Here is a 23,517-nt window from a genome sequence, read left to right as displayed (position 1 = left end):
TCATCATACAAATTTATGGCAAAAAGCTGGCTCGGGGTAAACACCGAGTTGCGACCGGGCGCCCGCCCGGCCGCAACTCGGTCAGTCTTTCTGACGGGCGCCCAGCTCGACGCCGGCCAGTTGCTCGGACAGGCGCGCGACGGCGGTGTGATCCTGGCCCTTGCCCAGCGTCTTGCCGGCCGAGGCCCACAGTTCGCGGCAGAGCGACGCGAACGGCGTGGGCGTGCCGGTATCGGTCGCGATGCCCAGCGCGATGCCCAGGTCCTTGACCATCAGGTCCAGGCCGAAGCCGGAATTGAACTGGCGCGACAGCACGAATTGCTTGAACTTCTTCTGGGTCGAATTGTTCATGCCGGTCGACGCATTGAGCACGTCGACGATGACGTTCGGATCCAGGCCGAACTGCTGCCCGATAAGCATGGCCTCGACCCCGATCAGGAAGCCGCCGGCCGACACCAGGTTGTTCAGCGCCTTCATGGCGTGGGCGCTGCCCACCTCACCCACGGGCGTGATCGTCGTGCCCATGCTCGACAGGGCCGGACGCACCCGCTCCAGCGTCGCCGCGGGTCCGCCGTACATGATGGCCAGCTCGCCCGTGCGGGCGCGCGGCACGCCGCCGGAAACCGGCGCGTCGACCATGACGCCCCCGGCGGCAGCCACCGCCTGCGCCAGGCGCTGTGTATGCGCCGGCACGCCGGAACTCATGTCCACGACGACAGCGCCCGGGCGCAAGCCCGCCAGCACGCCCTGCTCGCCGCCCAGCACCTGCTCGACGATCGCGCTGGTGGGCAGCATGGTGAAAATGATGTCGGACTGCGCCGCCAGTTCGGCGCAGGTGGCGGCGGCCTGGCCGCCCACTTCCTGGGCGAACTTCGCGGCCTGGCCCGGCACGGCGTCGAACACCGTCACCGCAAAGCCAGCCTGCACCAGGCGGGCCGCCATGGGCCAGCCCATGCTACCGATGCCGATCAGGCCCACCCGCTCTTGCGGGGCGCTCATGCCTTGGACTCCTTGAAGGCGCCCTCTTCTTCCAGCACCTGGTTGGCGACCTTGAACGCGTCCAGCCCTGCAGGGATACCGCAGTAAACCGTGGCCTGCAGCAAGATCTCCTTGATCTCCTCGACCGTCACGCCATTGTTCAGCGCGCCCTTGACGTGCAGCTTGATCTCGGCCGGCCGGTTCAGCGCCGTCAGCATCGCCAGGTTGAGCATGCTGCGGGTCTTCTTTTCCAGCCCCGGGCGCCCCCAGGTATAGCCCCAGCACCATTCGGTGGTGATGTGCTGGAAGGCCATCATGAATTCGTTGGCGCGGGCCAGAGAGCCGTCCACGTATTCAGTGCCCAGCACCTCGCGGCGCAGGTTCAGGCCTTGGTCGAACAGGGCCTGGGTTTCGGATTTGATGTCTGCCATGAGTTCCTCTTTGCGTGGGATGACGGACTGCGAGGTCAGCGGCCCATCGGATTTATTTTGTCTGATTGTCCGGCAATTTTCCTGAAATCGTCAATAGTCTGATTGTCAGACAATATTCTTGACTACAAAAAAAATCGGCACAATAATGCGCCGCATGCGCCGGGCCGGCGGCACGGTCTGCCGGCGGGATATATTGCGTCTTTTAAGGCGAGAGACAACCATGGCCAGCCAGACAGGCGCGGTATTCGAGAAACCCAGCACCCTGCGCATCCGCGTGGAAGAGTTCCTGCGCGCATCCATCATGGATGGCCGGATCAAGGGCGGGGAGCGTCTGCGCGAACAGGAGTTGTGCGATCAGCTCGGCATCAGCCGCAGTACCCTGCGCGAGGCGCTGCGCACGCTGGAGGCCGAACGCCTGATTTCCATCGAACCGCATCGCGGCCCCACCGTGGTGCGCATCACCGAAAAGGCTGCCCGCGACCTGTACGCCCTGCGCGCCCTGCTGGAGGGCTACGCCGCGCATGAATTCGCGCGGCTGGCGGACGACGGCGACGTCGAGCGCCTGCGCAAAGCCGTGGAAGCCCTGCACCGCCAGGCCAAGGGCAGCAACAAGTCAGCCCTGCTGGCCGCCAAGCGCGAGTTCTACGACGTGCTGCTGAGCGGTTGCGACAACGATCTGGTCAAGGACATGCTGCCCGGGCTGCTATCGCGCATCAACCTGCTGCGCGCCACGTCGTTCGCGCGCGCCGAGCGCCTGCCGGAAAGCATGGCCGAAATCGATCTGATCTACGAGCGCATCCAGGCTCGGGACCCGCAAGGCGCGCAAAGCGCCGCGCAGAGCCACATCGTGAACGCGGAACGCACCGCGCTCGAAGTGCTCAAGCGCCAGCAACAGGAGACTTCCGACAATGAAGACGATCGCCCGGCAAGGAAGGGGCGGGGCAAGCCCGGCTCGGCAGGATAGCGGGTTCATCCTGTACGTCCTGCGCGCACCCGGAGCCATCGCATGACGTTGCCCCGCTACGAAGTCTATGCCCTACGCTACGCCACGGTGGCGCGCCGGCGCAGCCAGAACTTCATCACGCCCCCGGACCCGCACGACGGACCGATGCCGATGGACTATTTCGTCTGGGTCATCCGCAACGGCGCACGCGTCTATCTCGTCGACACCGGATTCAATGAAGAGGCGGCCCGGGCGCGCGGCCGCGAGTTCCTGCGCTGCCCGATAGACGCGCTGGAAAAGCTGGGCATCGCGCCCGCCGACATCCGCGACGTCATCGTCACGCATCTGCACTACGACCATGCGGGCAACATCCGCAAGCTGCCGCACGCCCGCCTGCACCTCCAGGAAAGCGAGTTGCACTATGCCTGCGGCTGCAATATGCGCTTCGACATGCTGCGCCACGCTTACGCGGTGGAAGACGTAGTCGACGTGGTGCGCGGCGTGTACGACAAGCGCGTGGCGTTCTACCACGGCCACGACGAGATCGCACCGGGCCTGCAACTGCTGCACATCGGCGGCCACACGCGCGGGCTGCAGGCCGTGCGCGTGCACACGGCGCGCGGCTGGATGGTGCTGGCCTCGGACGCCAGCCACTACTACGAAAATATGGGGCGGGACGCGCCGTTTCCCATCGTCGACAACGTTGCCGACATGCTGGCGGGCTACGAGATCTTGCTGAAATTCGCGGAGTCTCCGGACCATATCGTGCCGGGACACGATCCTCAGGTCAGGGCGCGGTATCCGGGCCTGGCTGGCATGGATACCGAAGTGGTCGCGCTGCATCTGGGTGGCGCCGGCAAGCATCCCTGAGCGCGATCGCCCCAGGCGCGGCTGCCGGACAGACTCACAAATCCAGCGGCCGCATCGCCTCGTCCACTTCTTCGGACGACAGGTCCTGCACGATCAGGACCATGGCGCCCGTCTGCCCCGCGCCTTCCGGCACGGTGACGGGCTCGGGCGTTGCAAATACGTGCCGCACGCCGTGCACCGCGCGCAAGGTGCCGTCCGTCCAGCGCAGCAAGCCTTTGGCGCGCAGCAGGCGGTCACCGATATGGCGCTGCATGTGCCGGGTCCAGCGCGCATAGTCTTCCCAACCCACCGGCCGGCTCTGCGGGAAGGCGTAGGACACGATGCCATAGCGCAGCACATGCGCCAGCGGCCCTGCGGCGAGCGGCGCCGCGGCCGTCAGCACGGCTGCGTCCAGATGCTCGGGCCGCAGTCCATCAAACAGCGCGGGCGCATCCTCATCCACGGTATCCGGCGACACCGCGCGGATGGGTGCGCTGGCGTTATAGCCGCGCAACGCAGACCGTAGCGCCTCTATGGCGGCCTCATCGGCCAGATCGGTCTTGGTCAGCGCAATTCGGTCGGCGATGGCGATTTGGGTGCTGGCTTCGCGATAGGCGTCCAGCGTCACCATGCCATGCAGCGCATCGGCCGTCGCCACCACGCCGCCGAAACGGTAATGGCGGGCGATCAGCGGATCCGCCGCCAGCGTGTTGATGACCGGGCAGGGATCCGCCAACCCGGACGTTTCGACCACCACCCGCGTAAAGGCGGGAATCTCCCCGCGCTGGCGCCGGTAATAGAGCGACTCCAGCGTGTCTTGCAGCGAACTGGTGGCCGCGCAGCACAGGCAGCCTGAATCCAGCAACACCACGTCGCTGTCGTCGGCGCGGCCCACCAGCATGTGGTCCAGGCCGATCTCGCCGAACTCGTTGATGATCACTGCCGTGTCGGCAAAGCGCGGGCTGCGCACCAGGCGCGACAGCAGCGTGGTCTTGCCGCTGCCCAGGAAGCCCGTCAGCAAATAGACCGGCAGCGGTCCGGCGGCAGTCACGGCCATGGCGCGCGCTCCCTGCCGCGCTTCAGGCCTGGTCCGCGCCGGCAGGCGCGGGCAGGTTGCGCAGGTAGTCCTGCACCTCGCGCGACGGAATCACGTCGGCGTACTTGCAGTTCAGGTCGAACAGGCTCATGGCATGGCTGGCCTGGAAGCGGTCGAACGCCGCCTCTTCGGGAATGATGACCTTGAAGTTGTACGAATAGGCGTCCACCGTGGTGGCGCGCAGGCATCCCGACGAGGTGCAGCCCACCAGGATCAGCGTGTCCACGTCCAGGAAGTTCAGGTGGCTCATGAAGATGGTGCCGAAGAAGCAGGACGGCTTCTGTTTGGTGATGCGGATGTCCTGCGGCCGCGGCGCCAGCGGCTCCACGGTCTGGGTGGCGTGGGTATTGGCCAGCACGGTCTTTTCGCCGCCGCGATGGTTCTTGCCCACCTGCACGCCGCTGTCCAGCAAGTCGGCGCGGCGGCCGCTTTCGGTGTAGAAGACCGGAATGTTCTTGTCGCGCGCCAGTTCCAGCAGCGGCACGATATGCGCGACCGCGTCCCAGGCTTCTCGGCCGCAGTGGGTGCGGTACTGCTTCAGGCCTTCCAGGATGTCTTCGGGCGTGTCGCCGCAGAAGTTGTATTGCACGTCGATGATGAACAGGGCCGGCCGCTTGCCGAAGCCGCCGCGCTTGCCGTAGCCGGCCTGCGCCAGCACCTGCTTGTCGCGCTCGGTCAGAAAGTCGTCCCAGATTCGCTTGGTTTCGCTCATGGTAATGCCTGCCAGAAAGAGAGTAGGTTCAGTTCAAAGACGCTTGAGATAGCGGCCGCCCGGGTTGCTGCGCGCGGCATCGGTGATGCGGCCGTCCAGCGCCACGGTGCGCCCGCGCACCAGGGTGCGCACGGGCCAGCCCTTCAGGGTCATGCCCTCGTAGGGCGAGTAGTCGGAATTGGATTCGAGCGTGGCGGGATCGACGGTGCGCTCCAGGTCCGGGTCCACCAGCACCAGGTCGGCGTCCTTGCCGATCTCGATGCTGCCCTTGCCGGGCATGCGATAAATGCGGGCGGAGTTTTCCGTGCAGACCTTCATCAGGGTTTCCAGCGGCACGCCACGGCGGTGGTAGCCCTCATGCAACAGGACCGGCAACATCAGGCCGGTGCCAGGGAAGCCGTTGCTGGCGGCCCAGATGTCCGTGTCCTTGGTGGCGCGCTTGCGCGGCACGTGATCGGTGCCGATGGTGGTGACGGAACCGTCCAGCACGCCTTCCCACATGGCGTCCACATCGCTTTGGCCGCGCACCGGCGGGTTGACCTTGGCATAGGTCCCGGCGGGCGACTCGTCGTTCAGGAACAGGTAGTGCGGGCAGGTCTCGACGTAGATGGGCGGCGCGTCCGGCGTGCGGCGGTGGCGCCGCGCCTCGTCCAGCGCTTCGCGGCTGCTCAGGTGCACGATGTTGACCGCGGCGCCGGTCTTGGCCGCGAAGTAGCAGACGCGGTGCACGTTTTCCGCTTCCAGGAAGTCCGGGCTCTGTTCGTTCCAGGCCTTCAGGTCGTCGCGGCCGGCGGCGCGCAGCGGGTCCCGCAGGACCGGAATCACTTCGACGTTTTCGCAGTGCACGCCCATGATCGCGCCGGGGATCGCGGCGGTGGCGCGCAGCGCCGAATACAGCAGGCCGTCGTCAATGTCGGTAAAGCCCTTGGACAGGCCCGCCGCGCCCTTGTACATCATGTAGAGCTTGTAGGAATTCACATTGAAGCGGCGCGAGATTTCCTCCAGCGTCTCCACATGCAGATTGCTGGTGATGCCAAAATGGAAGCCGAAATCCACACAACTTTGCGACAGGGCGCGGTCGCGCACCTTGTCAAAGGATTCACGGATGTCCGCCGAGCGATGAAACGACAACACACTGGTGGTGCCGCCCAGCGCGGCGAAGCGCGATTCGGTTTCGAAGTCGGTCTCGGGCGAGCCAAAGCCGAAATGCACGTGCGGATCGATCAGTCCCGGCAGTACCCACAGCCCTTGGCAATCGATGGTCTCGCGAGCTTCCAGCGGCGTACCCGGCTCGGCAATGATGGCGATGCGGCCATCGATGACGCCAAGCACGCCTTCGGTCAAGCCCTGCTGCGGCAAAAACAGTCTTGCATTGGTGAGTAGCAGATCCAGCATGATGTCGTGTGTCCTGAGTGATGCGCGTTGTCAGCAATGGGCCGCATCCGCGGCCTCCGTGTCGTTCAAGAAGCCGTTGAGGACGCTGGCCGGGATGCCGCCTTCCGCCATGAGCTTGCGTTCGGCGTGCGTGAGGACCTGGGCGTAGGCCTGGAAGACGATGCGGCGCTCGCCGTCCTCGGCGATGACGGCGATGGGCTCGCCCTGGAGCACGCCCTTGGCCACGTTCTCGAAGCGCAGGATTTCCGCGCCGGTCAAACCCAGTTGGCGCCAGCCTTCGCCCGCCACGAACGCCAGCGGCAACACGCCCATGCCCACCAGATTGGCGCGATGGATGCGCTCGAAGGATTCCGCGATCACGGCGCGCACGCCCAGCAGCGCCGAGCCCTTGGCGGCCCAGTCGCGGCTGCTGCCCATGCCGTAGTCCCTGCCTCCCAGGATCACGCTGGCCTCGCCCGCGGCACGATATGCTTCTGCCGCATCGACCACCGCCATACGACGGCCGCTGGGGTAATGGCAGGTCAGGCCGCCTTCCTCGCCGGGCACCAAGGCGTTCTTGATGCGGATGTTGGCGAAGGTGGCGCGGGTCATCACATGGTGATTGCAGCGGCGCGCCACATAGGTATTGAAGTCGCGGGGCGCCACGCCCTTGTCGATCAGGTACGCGCCGGCCGGCGTGTCCACCGGGATCTCGCCGCTGGGCGAGATATGGTCGGTCGTCAGCGAATCGCCGAACGCGGCCAGCACACGGCCGCGCGCCAGGCTGGCTTCGAGATCGGCCAGCGCATCGCGGCCCGGCTCAGCCTTGAAGAAGGGAGGCTCGACCAGGTATTGCGATTCCGGATCCCAGGGGAAGCGCAGGCCCGAGGGCGCCGCCAGGTCGCGCCAGATCGCGCTGTCCAGGCTGGCGGGATCATAGACCTCGGCGAACAATGCCGGGTCCGCGGCCAGCGGCAGCAGTGCCGCTATCTCCTCCTGACTGGGCCAGACGTCGCGCAGATAGACGGGCGCGCCATCGGCACCAGGTCCCAGCGGCTCGTGCTCGAAATCCACATCGATCCTGCCGGCCAGCGCATACAGCACCACCATTGCGGGCGAGCCGATGTAGTTGGCGCGCAGCAGCTTGTGGATGCGCCCTTCGAAATTGCGGTTGCCGGACAGCACTGCCGCGGCCACCAGGCCACCTTCGGTGATGGCATCGGCCGCCGCGGCATCCAGCGGGCCGGACTTGCCGCCGCAGGTCGTGCAGCCATAGCCGATCACGTGGAAACCTTGCGCCTGCAAAGCCTGCAGGAGACCAGCGGATTCCAGGTAGCGCGTCACCGCGCGCGAACCCGGCGCCAGTGAACGCTTGACCCAGGCAGGCGGCGTCAGGCCCCGATCCAACGCCTTTTGCGCGACCAGGCCGGCGGCCAGCATCACGCTGGGATTGGAGGTGTTGGTGCAGGAAGTGATGGCCGCCAGCGTCACGGAGCCGTGGCCCGGCGTTGCGCGGCTGGGTGGATGCGCGGCCAGGGCGGCCGCGTCCACGCCGAACCCGCCTTCGGCCAGGGACATGCCCAGGCGAAGGCGGAAGTCCGCCGCGACATCGCCCACGTCCATGCGGTCCTGCGGCCGGCGCGGACCAGCCACGCTGGGACGCGCCGCCGACAAGTCGATCTCTATCACCCGGCTATAGGCCGGCGCGGCTGCGCCGGCTTCGCGCCACAGGCTGTTGGCGCGCGCATAGGCTTCGATCAACGCCAGTTGCTCCTCGCTCCGCCCGGTCATGCGGGCATAGTCCAGCGTGCGGGCGTCGATCGGGAAAAATCCGCAGGTGGCGCCGTACTCGGGCGCCATGTTGGCGATCGTTGCGCGCTCCGGCACGCCTAGCGCCTCTGCCGCGGGGCCGAAGAATTCGACCATGCAACCCACCACGCCCGCCGCGCGCAATTGCTGTGTGATCAGCAGCGCGGCGTCGGTGGTGAGCGCGGGCGCCTCGATGGCGCCACGCAGCCGCACGCCGACCACCTCCGGAATCGGAAACGTGTAGGCATGGCCCAGCAAAGCCGCCTCGGCATCGATGCCGCCCACGCCCCAGCCCAGCACGCCCAAGGCGTTGACCATCGGGGTATGAGAGTCGCCGCCGATAACGAAATCGGGGTAGGCCCAGTCGCCATCTGGCCGGGATTGGCGCGCGACCACCGGCGCCAGGTATTCCAGGTTGACCTGATGGATGATGCCGATGCCGGGCGTAATGACGCGCAGGCCCTTGTAGGCCTGCTGCGCCCATTTCAGGAACCGGTAGCGCTCGTCGTTGCGCTCGAATTCACGGCGCAGGTTGCGCTGCACCGCGCCTGCATCGCCCCAATGGTCGACCTGCAGGGAATGGTCGACGATCAGGTCCACGGGGATGCGGGTGTCCACCCGCGCCGCGTCCCCGCCCGCCTGGGCCACTGCATCACGCAACGCCGCCAGGTCCTGCAGCACCGGCAGGCCGCTGGAATCGGGCAGGATCACCCGCGCCACATGCAGCGGCAAGTCGGCGCCGGGATGTTCGCGCCAAGCCCAAAGCCTGCCGATTTCTTCCTCGGAAACGGCAGCGCCCCAGGCGCGGTGGCGCAGCAGGTTCTCCAGCAATACGCGGATGACGTAGGGATACGCGGCGATGTCGCGGCCCGCCGCAAGGGCGGCAGCGGACAGGTCCGCGTAGCGCAGCGTCCTGCCGCAACAGGGGAAAGACTGGATCATGGCAGCGGTAATCGGGAAAATCTCAACTGAGTTCATCTTACGGCTTGCGAAACAATAGTGTCAACACTACAGCAGAAACATGGAGCAGAAGAAGACTTACTAAAAACAGTTTCGTGAAGTTCTGACGCAAGTGTAGATAGATTAATCCTTCATTCAGCCCCAGGGATAACCCGTAAATTTCTCGTTAAAATAGATAAATTATCTGTACAGGCTAGGCAATCCCGGCCTGCGCTCAAAACAATCCCAACTCCAAAAGAGTTGACACTTTTTAGATCTCTTTGATAGGCTGTCAACACTATGAACACTGTCACGACCTCCATCACCATCAAGGAAGACGCCACCGGCCCGCTGGCCGACGTGGTCTTCGACCAAGTGCTGGATGCCATCTACCAAGGCCGGCTGGCCCCGGGCAGCGTCATCAATGAAGTCGCGCTGGCCCAGGAATTCGGCGTCAGCCGCGGCCCGGTGCGGGAGGCGGTGCGCCGCCTGCAGGGGATCCAGCTGATCACGCGCGAGCCCTACATCAAGGCGCGCGTGGTGACGCTGTCGGCGGAGTCCGCGCTGGAACTGTTCCAGATGCGCATGGCGCTGGAAGGCGTGGCCTGCAACCTGGCCACCCGCCGCATGAGCGATGCGGAAATCGCGCAGTTGCTGGTCGAGCTGGAGCAGGATCGCCAGCGCCGCCTGGAGGCCGCCAATGGCGGCGCGCCGGCGCCGCGGGTCTTCGACTTCCACGAGCGCATCGTGCGCGCCAGCGGCAACAACCGCATCATCAACGCCCTTTGCGGCGACCTATACCACCTGCTGCGCGTCTACCGCCGGCACTCCGGCACCGTGCTGGAGCGCAAGGACGACGCCTACGCCGAGCACTGGCAAATCCTGCGCGCAATCCGCGCGCGCGACGCCGAACTGGCTGAATCGCTGATGCGCTCGCACATCGAACGCGCGGCGCAACACCTTTTTGAACATCTGGCGGAAGGGGCGTCCGGCATCGCCGGGCACCCCGTCTCCGCTGCCTGACACTCTTTGGAGCAGTACGACATGAACAACCCGCGCCACCAGTTCCGGCAATTGCTGAAGAACGAACCTTTCATCGTTTCCCCCGGCGTATACGATGGATACAGCATCCGCCTGGTCGAAGCCGCGGGTTTCAAGACTGCCTGCACCAGTGGCGCGGCCGTGTCGAACGCATTGCTGGGCATCGCCGATATCGGCGTGATGGGGCTGTCGGAAAACGTCACCCACTGCCGCCACCTGGCTCGCTCCGTCTCAATCCCCCTCACGGCCGACGCCGACACCGGCTATGGCAACCCCGTGAACGTCTATCACACGGTGCAGATGTTCGAGGAAGCCGGCGTCGCCGGAATCAACCTCGAAGACCAGGTCAGCCCCAAGCGTTGCGGCCACATGCCCGGCAAGGATGTGGTGAGCGAGGCGGAAATGGTCAAGAAGATCGAGGCCGCCTGCCTGGCCCGGCGCGACGATGACTTCGTCATCATCGCCCGCACCGACTCCCTCGCGATCGAAGGCATCGAAGGCGCGGTCAAGCGCGCCCGCGCCTATGCCCGCGCCGGCGCCGACATGCTGTTTCCCGACGCCGTGCGCACCGAAGACGACATCAAGCGCCTGGTGGACGCCGCCGGCATCCCGGTCAGCGTCAATATGGGATTCGGCATCCGCAACCGCCCCACCACGCCCCTGATCCCCCTGCCGCGCCTGAAGGAAATCGGCGTCAAGCGCATCAGCCTGCCGCGCATGCTGCCGGCCGCCGCCATTTATGGCATGCGCCAGGCGCTGCAAGTGATGCAGGGCGTGATCGCCAGCGGCGAGCCCGCGGACCGCCCCGACCTGCTGGTGGGCATCGAAGACATCATGCAGTTGATGGGCTACGAGCAGATGCGCGCCATGGAAAAGCGGCTGACGACGCTGGCCGACTGAGTACCTCGCCATGACTGAGCGGAATGCGCAGGCGCATTGCGTCCTGACGGGTTCATCGTCCGGCATCGGCCTGGCGTTGGCCGAACTGCTGCTGGCGTCCGGCTGGCGGGTGACGGGCGTGGACATCGCGCCTGCCGCCATCCTGGGCCATGGGCTGTATCGCCATCTGCGTTGCGATCTGGCCGACGCCACCGCCCTGCGCGGCCTGTGCGCCCTGCTGGACGACTGCGCCCCGACCGCGCTGGCGCATTGCGCCGGCGTGGTACGCACCGGCGGCGCGCTCGATACGCGCCCGGAAGACGCGGCATTGCTGTGGCAACTGCACGGGGCCGCGCCGATGGCGCTGGTCCGCGCGCTGGCGCCGCAACTGCCGGACGGACGCGGCCGCATCGCACTGGTGTCCAGCCGCGCCGTGCTGGGGCGCGCGCAGCGCCTGGCCTATGCCGCGACCAAGTCCGCGCAGATAGGCCTGGCGCGCAGCCTGGCGGCCGAACTCATCGTCCGCGGCATTACCGTCAACGTGATCGCCCCCGGCGCGGTCGACACCCCAATGCTGCACGACCCGCAGCGCGGCGCGCCGCCACGGATGGACCTGCCGCTGGGACGCCTGATCGAAGCGCGCGAAGTCGCCGCGGCCATCGCCTTCTTCCTGGGCGAGCAGGCCGGCGCCATTACCGGACAGACGCTTTATGTCTGCGGCGGCGCCTCGCTGGGAACGATGCCGCTATGACGACGACAGCCACACCGGCACTGGATGGCAAGACCGTGATCGTGACCGGCGCGGCCGGCGGACTGGGCCAGGCGATCGCCGCGCACTGCCTGCTTGCCGGCGCCCGCGTGGCCCTGCTGGACCGGGATCTGGAATCGCTCGCGCAATGCCGCCAGACACTGGGCGCGCCGGATGCCCGCGTGCTGACGCGCGTCTGCGATGTGACCGACGCGGACGCCACCCGCGACGCCGTCGAGCATGCCGTCGCGCACTGGGGCGCCATCCACGCCCTGGTGAACAACGCCGCCACTGTCACGCCAGGCAACAAGGTCGCGGACTTGACGCTGGAACAATGGCGACAGGCGCTGGACGTGAACCTGACCGGCGCATGGCTGATGAGCAAGTACACCATCCCTCACATGGCGCGGGCCGGCGGCGGCGTGGTGTTGAACATCGCGTCGCAGCTGGGCAGCGTGGCCGCGCCAGGCCGCGGCGCCTATGGCGCCAGCAAGGCCGGCCTGATCGCGCTGGCGCGCGCCATCGCGGTGGACCATGCCGCCGACGGCATCCGCGGCCTGAGCCTTTCTCCAGGCGCGGTGCTCACCAGCCGGCTTGTCGCACGCTACGGCAGCGCGCAAGCCGCCGGCGCCGCGCTGTCGGCCAAGTATCCCGCCGGACGCCTCGGCACCACCGACGAAATCGCGCAAACAGCAGTTTTCCTGATCAGCGATGCCGCCTCGTTCATCACGGGCGCGGACATACGCGCGGACGGCGGATACACCGCGCTGTAGCGCGGCCGCCGCCAACTTCACGCAAGGCTTACATCACACTACAAGGGGCTTGAACCATGAAGTACTCAACTATCTCCGCCACGCACTCGCGGCCGACCACCCGCCGCACCATGCTGGCGCTGCTCGCCAGCGCCATCGGGCTGGCCGCCGCCCCCACCTTTGCGCAGGGCACGGACAATTTCCCCAACCGCGCGGTCACCATCGTCGTGCCCTTCCCGGCCGGCGGCGCCACCGACATCACCGCGCGCCTGGTGGCCGAAGGACTCTCCAAGAAGTGGGGGCAGCCGGTCGTGGTGGAAAACAAGCCCGGCGCGGGCGGCAACGTCGGTTCGGAATACGTGGCGCGCGCCGCGCCCGACGGCTACACCCTGGTGCTGGGCGTGACGGGTTCGCACGGCATCAACACCTCGCTTTACAAGAACATGCGCTATGACCCGATCAAGGATTTCGAGGCCATCACGCAGGCCACGCTGTATCCGAACGCCATCATCGTCAACAACGACGTGCCGGCCAACACGCTGCAGGAACTGATCGCCCTGCTGAAGAAACCCGATGCGCATTACTCGTATGGCTCGGACGGCAACGGCACGGCCTCGCACCTGGGCATGGAACTGATCAAGAATCAGGGCAAGTTCGAAATCGCGCACATTCCTTACCGCGGCAGCTCGCCAATGGTGACCGACCTGCTGGGCGGCCAGATCCAGGTGGGCATCACGGGCCTGCCCGCCGTCCAGGCGTATGCCAAGAGCGGCAAGCTGAAGATCGTGGCGCTGACCACGGGCGAGCGCTTTGCCAGCGCGCCCGACTACCCCACGGTGGCCGAACAGGGCTTCCCCGGCTATGCCGCGCCGCCCTGGTCGGGCTTCTTCGCCCCCAAGGGCACGCCCAAGCCGCTGGTGGAAAAGATCTCGGCCGACATGCGCGAAGTCATGGCCGATCCGAAGACCAAGGAGAAGATCGTCGCCTCCGGCAGCGAGTTCACGCCGTCCACGCCTGCACAGTTCCAGGCTTTCGTGCAGCAGGAAATCGCGAAGTGGGCCGAGGCCGTCAAGATCTCCGGCGCGCGCATCGACTGACACGCGCAGCCGGAGCGCCAGCCCCGCAGGCGCGGGGCTGGCGCGATCCACGTCAGTTGTACCGGAACGTGGCGGTCAGCATCGCCGAACGACCCGGCGCGACGTAGCTGAACAGACCCACGTGCGAGGCCTCGTAGATGGTCTCGTCGGTCAGGTTGTTCAGGTTCAGCTGCAGGCCGAAGTTCTTGTTGAACTGATAGGCCGCCATCGCGTCATAGCGCCAGTAGGAAGGCAGCTGATAGACGTTGGCATCGTCGACGTAGCGCTTGCCCGTGAAGGTTGCGCCGGCGCCCACCGTCAGCTCGGGCAGGAACTTGTAGGTCGTCCACAGGCTGGCGCTCTGGCGGGCGATGAACTTCATCTGATTGCCGCTGAAGTCGCTGCCGCCGCTCTGGTAGCTGGTGACTTTCGGATCCATGTAGCTGTAGCCGCCCCACACCTGCCACTTGGGCGTGATGGAACCCGCCACACCCAGTTCGATGCCACGCACGCGGTTGCTGCCGGACAGCGTCACGTCGCCGGTGATGGGATCGGAGCTGCGGGCATCGGTCTTGCGGGTTTCGAACACTGCCGCGGTCAGCGACAGGCGCTCGTCGAACACATCCCACTTGGTGCCCAGTTCGATGCTGCGGCTCTTCTCGGGCGCCAGCGCCGCGGTGCCTGCGGTCAAGCGGCCGCCTGCCGCGCCGTCCGCGCCGCCAGACTGGCCCGCCGTTTCGCCGGACGGATTGGACGAGGTGCCGTAGGACACGTAGATGCTGCCGTTGGGCGCCGGCTTGTAGACCAGGCCCAGCTGGTAGTTCCACATATTGTCGGTGCGCTCGACGTTGCCGCTGGTCACGCGGTAGTTGTCATAGCGCAGGCCGGCGTTGGCTTCCCACTGCTCGCTGAACTTGACCGTGTCGAACACGTAGGCCGCGCGCGTGATGGTCTTGGCGGCGTCGTAGCGCGGCCCCCAGCTCAGGCTGCCGGTATACGGCTGGCGGGGATTCGGGTTGTACAGATCGTCCACCAGGGTCTTGTCGAAGCCGCCCGACGGCACGCCATCGCGCTTGCTGATGGTTTCCGTGCTGAACTCCAGGCCGGCCACATAGCTGTGCCGCAGCCCGCCAGCGGTGAATTCGCCGAACATGTCGGTCTGGTTGATGAAGGACCGGTTGGTCTGGTTCAGGCTGCGCAGAGCCTTGCTCATCTGCACGCCATCCGCTTCGTTCGAGCAGGGCGCCACGCCATAGGCGGGGTTGGGCCTGCCGCCCACGCGCGCCGCGCAATTGTCGAAGGACGGGCGCGTCATCACGTATTCGTTGGTGGACTCGCTATAGCGCGTGCCGTTGCGCAGCTTCAGCTTGTCGCTGAACTTGTGCTCGACCATCAGGGTGGTCATGTCGGCCTGGTTCTTGCGGTAGTCGCGGCCGATCAGGCCGTAATAGTTGTCGCGGTCCACCTTGGGCGGTGTGACGCGGTCGGGGCGCGATTCGTTCTTGAACGGAATGCCCAGATCGGGCGTGTCGTCGTTCTGCAAGTGGTAGTAGCTGAGCGTGACTTGCGTCGGCGTGCCCAGGCCCCACGAGAACGAGGGCGCCACGCCCCAACGGTCGGTTTCGACGTGGTCGCGGCCCGGAATGTCGCCGCCCTGCTTCATGAAATTCAGGCGGAACGCCGAGCTTTCGCCCAGGGCCCAATTGCCGTCACCCGTCAGGCGCCAGTTGTCGTCGGTGCCGACGCCGACCGTGCCTTCCGCGAAGTTCTCCAGCTTGGGGCTCTTGCTGACCAGGTTGATGCTGCCGCCAGTCGACCCGCGGCCGGAATACGCGGAGCTCGGCCCCTTCAGGATCTCGACCGACTCCAGATTGAAGGTCTCGTGCGAGAAACGTCCCAGGTCGCGCATGCCGTCGACCATCATGTCGGTGCTGGCTTCATAGCCACGCACGAAGGGCCGGTCGCCGGTGGGCGTGCCGCCTTCGCCGGCGCCAAAGGTAATGCCCGGCGCAGTGCGCAGCACGTCCATCAGCGAGGTGGCCGCCCGGTCGCGCATCAGCTGTTCGGTGATCACCGTGACCGACCGCGGGGTATCCAGCAAGGGCGCCGTCATCTTGGGAGAGGAGGCGATGTTGGCCTCGTAGCCGTCACTGACCGCCTGCCCTTGCACGTGGACGGGCGACAACTGATGCACGGCGCCTGGCGCCTGGCTGCCCTGGGCCAGGACCAGGCCCGGCGACATCAGCGCGCCGCACATTGCTGCATAAATGGAGGCCGAAGGGTTGCCACCGGCCTTGGCATGGGCCGTCGATCTATCTGCTTTGCTCATTGGACTCTTTCAGGAACCGCCCCGCGGCGGGTGCGCCATGCGCGCTCTTGGTTTTATAAGATCGCCAATGATATTCATTCCTATTTTTACATTCAACAAACAGTCAGCTTTTATTCAGAAAAATGTCAATTTCATGGAATTTAGTGGCCAAGGCAGCCGCAAAAGCGGCGTAATAACAACACTCCAGGTACGAAAACTGCTTTCAGCACGCAGCCATCGCCGCGCATCCGCTGGCTTCAGACGGCAAAAAGCCCCTTTTCCCGATGGGCAACCATCGGAACAAGGGGCCGGGTGGCCGGACGCAGCGTCCGGCTACAGCGAGTAGCGGTATTCGCAGTTCAGCGTGGCCTTCAGCGGGGTATCCGTCTGCGCCCCCGACGTCGTGCGCGGCCGCGCCGAGGTCAGCTTGGCCAGGAACTTGCCGGTGACGTCGCCGTTCTCGCGCTTCTTTACCGCGACGCTGGACGGCAAGGCGTACAGCTTCAACGGCAGGTCCCGGGTCGCCACCACCAGGGTGAACACCGACTGCGGGAAGTCTTCCGCCACGTAGCTGTCATTCTTGCTCGAATTGAACGACAAGCCGCCGTCGGCATAACGCAGCTTCAAATCCAGCTCCTCCGAAGACGGCGAAGGAATCGAGCCTTCCAGCGCGACCTTGCCGCTATCCGAGACACAGCGCAGCTCCGCCGGCGCCGATCCCGCATGGGCCACGCCCGCCAGCAACAAGCCAGACAACAACCAGATTCCGCGCACTGCCATGAAACTCTCCTTGGTGGCGGCTCGGTCCAGAGCCGAGGCGCAATATTAGACCGCGCGGCCGGGCGCTGGCGCGACATGGGCTAGCATGGAGGGCCTGTCCATCGGAAGGAGCTTGCCATGCCATCAATGAGACAACTCGGCCGCGCGGCCGTGCTTGCCGCGCTGCTGCCCTGCGCGGCCTACGCTGAAACCGTCGTGCTGCAGGTGGCGCGGGCCACCGCCGGGGCCGATCCGCAAACCTCCGCCAGGACGGTGGACGTCGAACTCAAGCCCGAAAGCCGCCAGGCCCTGGCCGACTTCACGCGAGACCGGGTGGGCAAGCGCATCCAGCTGCGCTCGGGCGGCGTGCTGCTATCCTCGGCCACGCTGCAGAGTCCGCTGGAAGGCGACAGCTTCCGCATCACCGCGGGCGAACACGGCTTCGCCGGCAAGTCCGCCGAAGAGATCGCCCAGAGCATCATGAAAAGCGGCGGACTGACGGTGGACGACGAAAACACCGCCAAGTAGCCCCGCCCTCAGGTCTGGGGCGCACGCGGCCCCAGCGTGGCCGTCAGCACGGTCTGGCCCGGCCGCGAGGCCACCTCCAGCGTGCCTCCCACCCTGGCGATGCGGGTATGCATGCTGCGCATGCCCACGCTGATGCCCGCCCGCAGCACTGCGGCCACATCGAAACCGACGCCGTCGTCCTCGATGCGCAGCTCCAGTCGGTCAGGCTCGGGCTGGCGCAATTCCACCTCTACGCGCCGGGCGCGGCTGTGCTTGAGCACGTTCACCAGCGATTCTTCCACCAGCCGCGTCAGCGCCATGCACTGCAAGGCGCTGGGCGGCGCGCGCCACTGTTCGGGAACCCGCCAGTTGGCGCTGATGTCCAGTTCGTCGAACAGCTGCATGAAGCGGTGACGCAATGGCGCTATCCATTCCCGCGGCGTGGCCGGCACCGTGACGCCCGCGCTGGAGCCGCTGTCTATAGTCTGTCGCAGATCGTCGCGCAGCAGTTTGAGCATGGATAGAAACTGCTGGCTGTGCAACGGCGCGCTGGCCTGCTCCACCATGGCCATCATGCGCACCAGCGAACCGCCCAGCCCGTCATGCAGATCATGCGCGATCTGCAGCCGGTCCTGCAGCCTGGCATTGGTCAGCGCCAGCGCGTGCTCGCGCTCCAGCGTGGTGGCGAGTTCGGTGCGCGCCTGCTCGATGCCGTCGGCGAGTTCCTGGTTGAAGCGCTCGATGCGGCGCACATTGCGCGCATGGCGCAGCCCCAGCACTGCGGACATGCACAGCGTGACCACCACGCTGGTGAACGGCGTATAGATATTCTCGCCGTCGATAAGCTTCAGCACCCGCAACAGATCGTGGGCGCAGGCGGCAACGAAGACCAGCAGGCACACCGCCAGCATCGCGTGCTCTGGCCGGCGGGTGCGCAGCGCATGCAACGGGAATTGCAGGCAATTGGCAAAGAAAATCGCGGACACGATCAGCACCACGCCCAGTTGCACCTCGGCCAGATGGATCTGCGGCACGAAGGCCAGCGTCGCCAGCAGCGCGGCCGCAAGCAGCCACAGCGCCTTTTCGATGCGCGGCAGCGACTGCCCGCCGAAGCGCCACGTAAAGACGCAAAAGCAGGCCACGTATAGCACCAGCACCATGATGTTGGCCCGGGCCGCCGTCAGGCTGTCCGGGAACGGCCAGGGACTGGTCACCAGCACGTTGGCGATGAACAGCACCCAGAACAAGGCCATCAGCGCATACCAACCAAAGGCGCGCTGCTCGCGGCGCATGAGCCAGATGCAGAAGCACAGCCCGCCCAGCACCGCCGAGACGATCAGGTTGAGCGTGAACAGCGTGCGGTGGCGCCACCACAGGTCTTCGTAGCGCTGCAACACGGGGCCTTTCCCGCCAAGATAGACCGGCCCCAGGCCGGGCGATTGCCCTGCCACGCCGACCACCCGAATCCACAAGGTGTTCTCGCCGGGATGCAGCAGGGCGTCGGGAATCAGCCAGTAGCGCGGCATGTTCCAGCTGCGCGACAGCGGCTCGGTCAGCTGCGGATCGCTCCAGATCCGTTCGTCGTTGATATAGACCTCGCCCGCCATGACGACCGACTCCAGCGCCAGCGCGACCTGCCCGTCCGCAGCGCCGGCGCAATCGCGCCGCCAGCCTATCCGATACCAGGCCGTGCCGCTGTATCCCGGCCAGCGGGCGCTCCAGTCATCGGGCAGCGCGACCGTCTGCCACTGCGCCGAATCGGGCCTGCGGCCGTCGTTGCCGCCCTGCGCGACCTGTATCGACAGCACCTGCGCCGTGCAGGCGCCAGCGGGTTCCTGGGCCCATGCCGGCGCCAGCCACAGCGCCAGCCACAGGACGGCAAGCCACTTCAATCGAGCAAGCCGCGCGTGCGCGCCGCGTGTATGGCCCGCGTCCGCGAAGAAACGGCGAGCTTGCGATAGATGTGCTTGACGTGGCATTCGACGGTATAGCGCGACAGGTGCAGTTCCTCGGCGATCTCGCGGTTGCCCAGCCCCTCGGAGACCAGGCGCAAGATCTGGCTTTCGCGCGGGCTCAGGGTTTCGCCCGAATCAGCGGACTCGGCCGGGTCGCCCGCTGCCGCATCGGACGGCTCTGTCCGCCTGGGGCGCAGCTCTTCGATGATGCGACGGGCCACGAAGGGATCGATCGGCGCCCCGCCGCGCAGCACGCTGCGGATCGACAGGGACACCTCCAGGTCGTCACGCTCCTTGAGCACATAGCCCGTGGCGCCCGCGCGCAACGCGGCAAGGATTGCGTCCTCCGTGCTCCAAGCCGAAATCACCAGGATCGCCAGGCTGGAATCTTCCGCGTGCATCTCGGCGATCAGGTCCGTGCCGTTGCCGTCAGGCAGGCCCAGATCGACCAGCGCCAGCGCGAACGGCTGGCTGGCAAGGCGCTCGCGCGCCTGCGCCAGCGTCGCGGCGTACACCAGCGCCTCCGGCGCATAGCCCAGCTGCAGCAACAGGCCTTCCAGCCGGCGGCAGATCAGGGGTTCGTCCTCCACCAGCAGCACCGGGGCAGGCAGGGTCGACTCGGAAGCAAGCATGTGAGCGGTCATCGGATGAGAGCGGGCGGAATTGCCCAGCCTGAACTATGTCTCAGCCGGGTGAAACCGCATATCCCTGGAAATGGGTATTTTCACAGGAATTTGGCCCTGGCGCGGCTAGCGCTTGCGGCTTTCGAGAAACTCGGAAAGCAGGATGGGCGGGGACAGCACATAGCCCTGCCCGTGGCTGCACCCCATGGACTGGAGCAGGGCGATATCCGGCGCGCTTTCAATGCCTTCGGCGACCACGCGCAAACCGAGCCGCTCCCCCAGCAGCACCGACAGGCGGGTGATTTCGCGCGCCTTCCTGTCGCGGCGGATGCGGCGCACGAAACGGCCGTCGATCTTCAGTTCGGCGATGGGCAGCGCGTTCAAGAGCTGCAAGGAGGCGTAGCCGGTTCCGAAATCGTCCATGCTGACTTGGCAGCCCGCCTTCGCGAATTTCTTCAGCGACCTGCGCAACGGTTCGAGGCGGGTAACAGGCTGGTCCTCGGTCAACTCGATGCGAAACCGCGTCAACGGAATGTTCGCGGCTCCCGCATGGTGCACCAAGGCATCGATCGCGCCCTGGCTGGACAAGGTCGAGGCCGATGCGTTGATCGCCAGGGGCACGTCGATTCCCTGCGCGCGCAGGGCGGCCGAAGCGGCGACCGCCAGGCGGCAGATCTGTTCAAAAAAAGGCAGATCCACGCCAAGGCGATGAACGGCGGGAACGAATTCGGCCGGTCCGATCTCGCCCCTGACCGCGTGAGTCCAACGGGCCAGGCATTCCGCGGCGACCATTTCGCCATTCAGGAGATTGAACTGCGGCTGCAGCACGACGCTCAAGCCGTCGCCGCGCCGTGCCATCAACATGACTTCTTCGTCGCCAAGCTGCTGGCTTTGCGCTATGGCGCGTTTCATACTTCATTCCTGGTGGGCTTGGGGCGAAATTACATCCCGCCACTCTACGACGCTTTGGGAACGAAAAATGTAGGATGATTCAGAATGTGCGCCTCACGCGCTCCAGGATTGCGCTCAAGTTTTGGACCACCGGCACATAGTCGTCCAACAGTTCCGCACGCGCCTGGCCGCCTTCCTCGGCTAGCATTCCCTCGACGCGCAGGCAAAGCTCAACCAAGGCGCCACAGCCCAGCAACTGCGCGGTGTTCAGGATTCGATGCACATATCGCTTGACCTCCGCCCACCGCTCCTGCGTGACCGCCAGCAGCAAGCCATCGACGTCCTTCCTATGGTTCTGATCCAGGCTCCGAGCAAGCTCCGCGGCGATGTCCAGGTCGTTGCCGACTTTGGAAAGCAGCTCGCCGCGCAACACCTCCGCTACCCGCGCCTGCCGGGCTTCCTGCACGGGATGAATGGCCGGAGCCGATGGATTGTTCACGCGGGAATACGCCGTATTGAGTTTTTACATCGAAATTTTCGACTTTCTTGCGAAATCGACCAATTCAACCAGAGACCCGATCTGCAATTTGTTCATTATCCTGGTCTTGTGCGTGCTCACCGTTTTGTTGCTGATGAATAGCGCGTCGCCGATTTCCTTGTTGCTCAAACCCTGAGCCAGCATCTGGGTGACGACCATTTCCTTGTTGGAGAGCAGGTCAAGTTTCTTCTGATGGAAATCCACCACGTCCGCGTTGCTGGCCGCCTTGGCCGAGTTCGGAAACACGCTATAGCCCGCCAGCACGGACTCGATGCAGCGCACCAGTTCCTTGATTTCCAGACGCTTGCTGGCGTAGCCGCAGGCGCCAAGTTCCGCCACGCGCGACGCGAATACGGAAGGATCATGCGCTGACACGACTAGTATCCGCAAGTCCGGATTAACGGCAAGGATTCTGGAAATGGCTTCCAGGCCGCCCATTTTTGGCATGTCCAGATCAAGCACGATCAAGTCCGGGCGTTCGCTCCTGGCCAGCGCCAGCGTGTCGACCCCATTGTCCGCCTCAATTATCCGGTTAGCGCTGGGCAACAGCGCAATCTGCGTCCTCAGGACCAGACGAAATGCGGGATGATCATCAACAATCAGGACAGTCGACATCTCGTCCTCCTTCAGTGAATCGTAGTCCCGCGAGCCGGCGGTCGCCTGCCATGCGCGAGGATGAAGGATTGCAGCGTCTGCAGATCCACAGGCTTGATCAGCACGGCGTTCATGCTGGTCCGCGCGCCGGAAGCCAGATCGAGTTCAAGTTCGCTCGCGGTATAGCCCAGCACCGGCGTTGCCGCATTCAGGCCGCCGCCCGCCCTCAGGGCGGCCGTGAACGCGGCGCCGTCCATGACGGGCATGACGCAGTCGCAGATGATCAGATCGAACTCCAGCCGCTCCGCCAACGCCAGGCCGGCCGCGCCGTTCTGCGCGAATTGCGCGGAATGCTTCAACATCCGCAGCTGATGCTTGAGCAGCAGCCGGTTGGCTTCATGGTCGTCGATGACGAGTATGCGCAGGCCGCCGGCGTCGGCCGCCGCGAGCGCAGGGGCCGACGCCACGGCGGCGTGTTCGGAAGGCGGCAGCGCCAACGGCAAGCGCACCGATATCCTTGTGCCCTGTCCGGCCACGCTGGACACTTCCATGGATCCGCCCATCAAGCGCGCCAGCTCGCTGCATATTGACAGCCCCAATCCGATGCCTGCGCCCTGCTCCCTGAGCGCAGGCTCAAAGTGCGGCGCAGCCAGCCTGGCCTGAACCTCCGCGGCGATCCCGGGGCCGGTGTCCGCCACGCATAGCGTTATCCACTGGATCTCCTCCGTCGCCCGCCCGGCTTGCAGCGCAACATCGATGCGGCCATGGTCCGTAAAACGGACCGCGTTGGACAACAGCTTGTCCAGCAATTGCTTGAGACGGATCGGATCCGAAAAATGGCGCTCCGCGAGCTCAACCTCGATGTCCAGCGACAGCTGCAGGCCCTTAGCTTCCGCGGCAGCCCGGAATGGCGCCAGCGTGTCGGCCGCCAGCGCGCGCAGATCGACATTCTTGCGCCGCAGCTGGAAATGGCCAGTCTCCAGCTTGGAGATATCGATCAGGCCGCTGATCAGGGACAACAGCGATTGGGCCGACTGGCGCGACACCACAAGCTTCTCGCGCGTGTCGCCGGACAGGCCGCCACGCTGCAGGATCAGCTCGAGCATGCCGATGATCGCATTCAATGGGGTGCGGATTTCATGGCTGATGAACGCAAGATAGGTCGACTTCATCAAATTGGCCCTCTCCATGCCCAACCGGGTTTCGGACACTTCCCGCAGCATGTCGGAAAATCCGCGAAAACGCGCGCTGCCCCCTATCAAGCCGATGATGGCGCCGTCCGCCCCGCGCAAGGGCGCGGCCCATGCCGCCACCCCGGATGCGGGATCATGCTTGAAAGCATGCTCGCGCACCAGCGTTTCGCCGCTGGCCAGCACTTGGCGATAGTCGCGGATGATCTCTTCCAGATTGGCAGGCTGTCCGCTTTCAGGGGCCGGCGCGGACAGGGACTCCAGCGTGGCATGCAGGGGAAGGCCCCAGCCCTCGCTGCGGCACGTGTCGGCGTACGCCTTGAGCGAGTCGTCGCGCGTCATCAGGTTGAGATCGAGATCCCGGACGAAAAGCGCGACGGGCAGCGTATCCGCCAAGCGCGCCAGCCCGGCCAGCTCACCGCGCACAGACCTGGCGCCGCGAATGCGCAGCGCGACCCAGACCAATGCGGCAATCAGCGCCGCCGCCAGGACCATATTCAGGAACACGGAAAGCGTGAGCATGGC

At 65.7% G+C, this 23,517-nt stretch carries 22 protein-coding genes; 8 read left to right on the top strand and 14 right to left on the bottom strand.

The genetic code is table 11. The features are described 5' to 3' along the window. Positions 1-81 precede the first annotated feature (81 nt). Entirely contained in the window at positions 82-999 is a 918-nt protein-coding gene (locus tag AC3WOB_RS02280; protein ID WP_013396589.1) for an NAD(P)-dependent oxidoreductase, read from the bottom strand. Beyond that, positions 996-1,409: a carboxymuconolactone decarboxylase family protein gene (locus AC3WOB_RS02275; protein ID WP_042796185.1), complete on the bottom strand. Its 414-nt coding sequence runs from the start codon at positions 1,407-1,409 to the stop codon at positions 996-998. The genes AC3WOB_RS02280 and AC3WOB_RS02275 overlap by 4 nt, the downstream gene beginning before the upstream one ends. A 220-nt stretch (positions 1,410-1,629) precedes the next feature. Here AC3WOB_RS02275 and AC3WOB_RS02270 point away from each other — a divergent pair, with 220 nt between their 5' ends. Continuing rightward, positions 1,630-2,373 carry a GntR family transcriptional regulator gene (locus AC3WOB_RS02270; protein WP_492274043.1) on the top strand — a complete coding sequence of 248 codons (744 nt, stop codon included), beginning with the start codon at positions 1,630-1,632 and terminating at the stop codon, positions 2,371-2,373. Positions 2,374-2,415: 42 nt separating this feature from the next. Then, a complete protein-coding gene (locus tag AC3WOB_RS02265) occupies positions 2,416-3,222 on the top strand; it encodes an N-acyl homoserine lactonase family protein (RefSeq protein ID WP_492274042.1) in 807 nt (268 codons plus the stop codon). A 34-nt stretch (positions 3,223-3,256) separates the two neighbouring features. Here the strand turns inward: AC3WOB_RS02265 and AC3WOB_RS02260 are convergent, their stop codons facing one another. Genes AC3WOB_RS02260 through acnA form a run of 4 tightly spaced genes read right to left on the bottom strand, consistent with a single transcriptional unit; the run spans position 3,257 to position 9,134 of the window. Continuing rightward, positions 3,257-4,258 carry a CobW family GTP-binding protein gene (locus tag AC3WOB_RS02260; protein ID WP_492274041.1) on the bottom strand — a complete coding sequence of 334 codons (1,002 nt, stop codon included), beginning with the start codon at positions 4,256-4,258 and terminating at the stop codon, positions 3,257-3,259. Between the two features lie 22 nt (positions 4,259-4,280). Further along, positions 4,281-5,009 carry an isochorismatase family protein gene (locus tag AC3WOB_RS02255; protein ID WP_013396600.1) on the bottom strand — a complete coding sequence of 243 codons (729 nt, stop codon included), beginning with the start codon at positions 5,007-5,009 and terminating at the stop codon, positions 4,281-4,283. Positions 5,010-5,042: 33 nt separating this feature from the next. Next, a complete protein-coding gene (locus AC3WOB_RS02250; RefSeq protein ID WP_492274040.1) occupies positions 5,043-6,404 on the bottom strand; it encodes a dihydroorotase in 1,362 nt (453 codons plus the stop codon). Between the two features lie 30 nt (positions 6,405-6,434). After that, positions 6,435-9,134 carry an aconitate hydratase AcnA gene (acnA, locus tag AC3WOB_RS02245; RefSeq protein WP_242702487.1) on the bottom strand — a complete coding sequence of 900 codons (2,700 nt, stop codon included), beginning with the start codon at positions 9,132-9,134 and terminating at the stop codon, positions 6,435-6,437. Positions 9,135-9,431: 297 nt separating this feature from the next. Between acnA and AC3WOB_RS02240 the strand changes: the two genes are divergently transcribed. Genes AC3WOB_RS02240 through AC3WOB_RS02220 form a run of 5 tightly spaced genes read left to right on the top strand, consistent with a single transcriptional unit; the run spans position 9,432 to position 13,648 of the window. Continuing rightward, entirely contained in the window at positions 9,432-10,154 is a 723-nt protein-coding gene (locus AC3WOB_RS02240; RefSeq protein ID WP_492274039.1) for a GntR family transcriptional regulator, read from the top strand. A gap of 21 nt (positions 10,155-10,175) precedes the next feature. Next, positions 10,176-11,072, top strand: a complete 897-nt coding sequence (locus tag AC3WOB_RS02235) for an isocitrate lyase/PEP mutase family protein (RefSeq protein ID WP_013396604.1) — start codon at positions 10,176-10,178, stop codon at positions 11,070-11,072. 10 nt (positions 11,073-11,082) lie between these two features. Next, positions 11,083-11,802 carry an SDR family NAD(P)-dependent oxidoreductase gene (locus tag AC3WOB_RS02230; RefSeq protein ID WP_207467900.1) on the top strand — a complete coding sequence of 240 codons (720 nt, stop codon included), beginning with the start codon at positions 11,083-11,085 and terminating at the stop codon, positions 11,800-11,802. Beyond that, positions 11,799-12,572, top strand: coding sequence for an SDR family NAD(P)-dependent oxidoreductase (locus AC3WOB_RS02225; RefSeq protein ID WP_207467899.1), 774 nt, complete (start codon positions 11,799-11,801; stop codon positions 12,570-12,572). The genes AC3WOB_RS02230 and AC3WOB_RS02225 overlap by 4 nt, the downstream gene beginning before the upstream one ends. Positions 12,573-12,628: 56 nt before the next feature. Beyond that, positions 12,629-13,648 (top strand): Bug family tripartite tricarboxylate transporter substrate binding protein, encoded by a 1,020-nt coding sequence (locus AC3WOB_RS02220; protein ID WP_492274038.1) that lies wholly within the window; start codon positions 12,629-12,631, stop codon positions 13,646-13,648. Between the two features lie 52 nt (positions 13,649-13,700). On the opposite strand, the gene AC3WOB_RS02215 is transcribed toward AC3WOB_RS02220, so the two are convergent. Next, entirely contained in the window at positions 13,701-15,956 is a 2,256-nt protein-coding gene (locus AC3WOB_RS02215; protein ID WP_492274037.1) for a TonB-dependent receptor, read from the bottom strand. Between the two features lie 312 nt (positions 15,957-16,268). After that, positions 16,269-16,715, bottom strand: a complete 447-nt coding sequence (locus AC3WOB_RS02210; protein WP_492274036.1) for a hypothetical protein — start codon at positions 16,713-16,715, stop codon at positions 16,269-16,271. 117 nt (positions 16,716-16,832) lie between these two features. On the opposite strand from AC3WOB_RS02210, the gene AC3WOB_RS02205 reads away from it, so the two are divergent. Continuing rightward, a complete protein-coding gene (locus AC3WOB_RS02205) occupies positions 16,833-17,222 on the top strand; it encodes a SecDF P1 head subdomain-containing protein (protein ID WP_013396610.1) in 390 nt (129 codons plus the stop codon). A gap of 8 nt (positions 17,223-17,230) precedes the next feature. Here AC3WOB_RS02205 and AC3WOB_RS02200 read toward each other — a convergent pair whose 3' ends face one another. The 6 genes from AC3WOB_RS02200 to AC3WOB_RS02175 all read right to left on the bottom strand — a co-directional run bounded on the left by AC3WOB_RS02200 (position 17,231) and on the right by AC3WOB_RS02175 (position 23,514). Beyond that, positions 17,231-19,093: a sensor histidine kinase gene (locus AC3WOB_RS02200; protein ID WP_492274035.1), complete on the bottom strand. Its 1,863-nt coding sequence runs from the start codon at positions 19,091-19,093 to the stop codon at positions 17,231-17,233. After that, the gene (locus tag AC3WOB_RS02195) at positions 19,090-19,800 is read right to left on the bottom strand and encodes a LuxR C-terminal-related transcriptional regulator (protein WP_492274034.1); all 711 of its coding nucleotides are present in this window, start codon (positions 19,798-19,800) and stop codon (positions 19,090-19,092) included. Before AC3WOB_RS02195 ends, AC3WOB_RS02200 begins: the two co-directional genes overlap by 4 nt. Positions 19,801-19,905: 105 nt before the next feature. Further along, a complete protein-coding gene (locus AC3WOB_RS02190) occupies positions 19,906-20,691 on the bottom strand; it encodes an EAL domain-containing protein (RefSeq protein WP_013396613.1) in 786 nt (261 codons plus the stop codon). Positions 20,692-20,770: 79 nt separating this feature from the next. After that, positions 20,771-21,169 carry an Hpt domain-containing protein gene (locus AC3WOB_RS02185; RefSeq protein WP_492274033.1) on the bottom strand — a complete coding sequence of 133 codons (399 nt, stop codon included), beginning with the start codon at positions 21,167-21,169 and terminating at the stop codon, positions 20,771-20,773. Positions 21,170-21,193: 24 nt separating this feature from the next. Then, positions 21,194-21,823: a response regulator transcription factor gene (locus AC3WOB_RS02180; RefSeq protein WP_013396615.1), complete on the bottom strand. Its 630-nt coding sequence runs from the start codon at positions 21,821-21,823 to the stop codon at positions 21,194-21,196. Between the two features lie 11 nt (positions 21,824-21,834). Next, positions 21,835-23,514, bottom strand: coding sequence for an ATP-binding response regulator (locus AC3WOB_RS02175; protein ID WP_492274032.1), 1,680 nt, complete (start codon positions 23,512-23,514; stop codon positions 21,835-21,837). Positions 23,515-23,517: the final 3 nt, after the last annotated feature.

This window comes from Achromobacter sp. FW305-C-30-7, from assembly GCF_058783105.1.
This window is presented reverse-complemented; position numbering and strand designations above follow the sequence as displayed.

Bases quoted from the DNA above. Each gene is read 5' to 3' on its own strand.
- AC3WOB_RS02280 (WP_013396589.1), bottom strand. From the start codon at position 999: ATGAGCGCCCCGCAAGAGCGGGTGGGCCTGATCGGCATCGGTAGCATG.
- AC3WOB_RS02275 (WP_042796185.1), bottom strand. From the start codon at position 1,409: ATGGCAGACATCAAATCCGAAACCCAGGCCCTGTTCGACCAAGGCCTG.
- AC3WOB_RS02270 (WP_492274043.1), top strand. From the start codon at position 1,630: ATGGCCAGCCAGACAGGCGCGGTATTCGAGAAACCCAGCACCCTGCGC.
- AC3WOB_RS02265 (WP_492274042.1), top strand. From the start codon at position 2,416: ATGACGTTGCCCCGCTACGAAGTCTATGCCCTACGCTACGCCACGGTG.
- AC3WOB_RS02260 (WP_492274041.1), bottom strand. From the start codon at position 4,258: ATGGCCGTGACTGCCGCCGGACCGCTGCCGGTCTATTTGCTGACGGGC.
- AC3WOB_RS02255 (WP_013396600.1), bottom strand. From the start codon at position 5,009: ATGAGCGAAACCAAGCGAATCTGGGACGACTTTCTGACCGAGCGCGAC.
- AC3WOB_RS02250 (WP_492274040.1), bottom strand. From the start codon at position 6,404: ATGCTGGATCTGCTACTCACCAATGCAAGACTGTTTTTGCCGCAGCAG.
- acnA (WP_242702487.1), bottom strand. From the start codon at position 9,134: ATGATCCAGTCTTTCCCCTGTTGCGGCAGGACGCTGCGCTACGCGGAC.
- AC3WOB_RS02240 (WP_492274039.1), top strand. From the start codon at position 9,432: ATGAACACTGTCACGACCTCCATCACCATCAAGGAAGACGCCACCGGC.
- AC3WOB_RS02235 (WP_013396604.1), top strand. From the start codon at position 10,176: ATGAACAACCCGCGCCACCAGTTCCGGCAATTGCTGAAGAACGAACCT.
- AC3WOB_RS02230 (WP_207467900.1), top strand. From the start codon at position 11,083: ATGACTGAGCGGAATGCGCAGGCGCATTGCGTCCTGACGGGTTCATCG.
- AC3WOB_RS02225 (WP_207467899.1), top strand. From the start codon at position 11,799: ATGACGACGACAGCCACACCGGCACTGGATGGCAAGACCGTGATCGTG.
- AC3WOB_RS02220 (WP_492274038.1), top strand. From the start codon at position 12,629: ATGAAGTACTCAACTATCTCCGCCACGCACTCGCGGCCGACCACCCGC.
- AC3WOB_RS02215 (WP_492274037.1), bottom strand. From the start codon at position 15,956: ATGAGCAAAGCAGATAGATCGACGGCCCATGCCAAGGCCGGTGGCAAC.
- AC3WOB_RS02210 (WP_492274036.1), bottom strand. From the start codon at position 16,715: ATGGCAGTGCGCGGAATCTGGTTGTTGTCTGGCTTGTTGCTGGCGGGC.
- AC3WOB_RS02205 (WP_013396610.1), top strand. From the start codon at position 16,833: ATGCCATCAATGAGACAACTCGGCCGCGCGGCCGTGCTTGCCGCGCTG.
- AC3WOB_RS02195 (WP_492274034.1), bottom strand. From the start codon at position 19,800: ATGACCGCTCACATGCTTGCTTCCGAGTCGACCCTGCCTGCCCCGGTG.
- AC3WOB_RS02190 (WP_013396613.1), bottom strand. From the start codon at position 20,691: ATGAAACGCGCCATAGCGCAAAGCCAGCAGCTTGGCGACGAAGAAGTC.
- AC3WOB_RS02180 (WP_013396615.1), bottom strand. From the start codon at position 21,823: ATGTCGACTGTCCTGATTGTTGATGATCATCCCGCATTTCGTCTGGTC.
- AC3WOB_RS02175 (WP_492274032.1), bottom strand. From the start codon at position 23,514: ATGCTCACGCTTTCCGTGTTCCTGAATATGGTCCTGGCGGCGGCGCTG.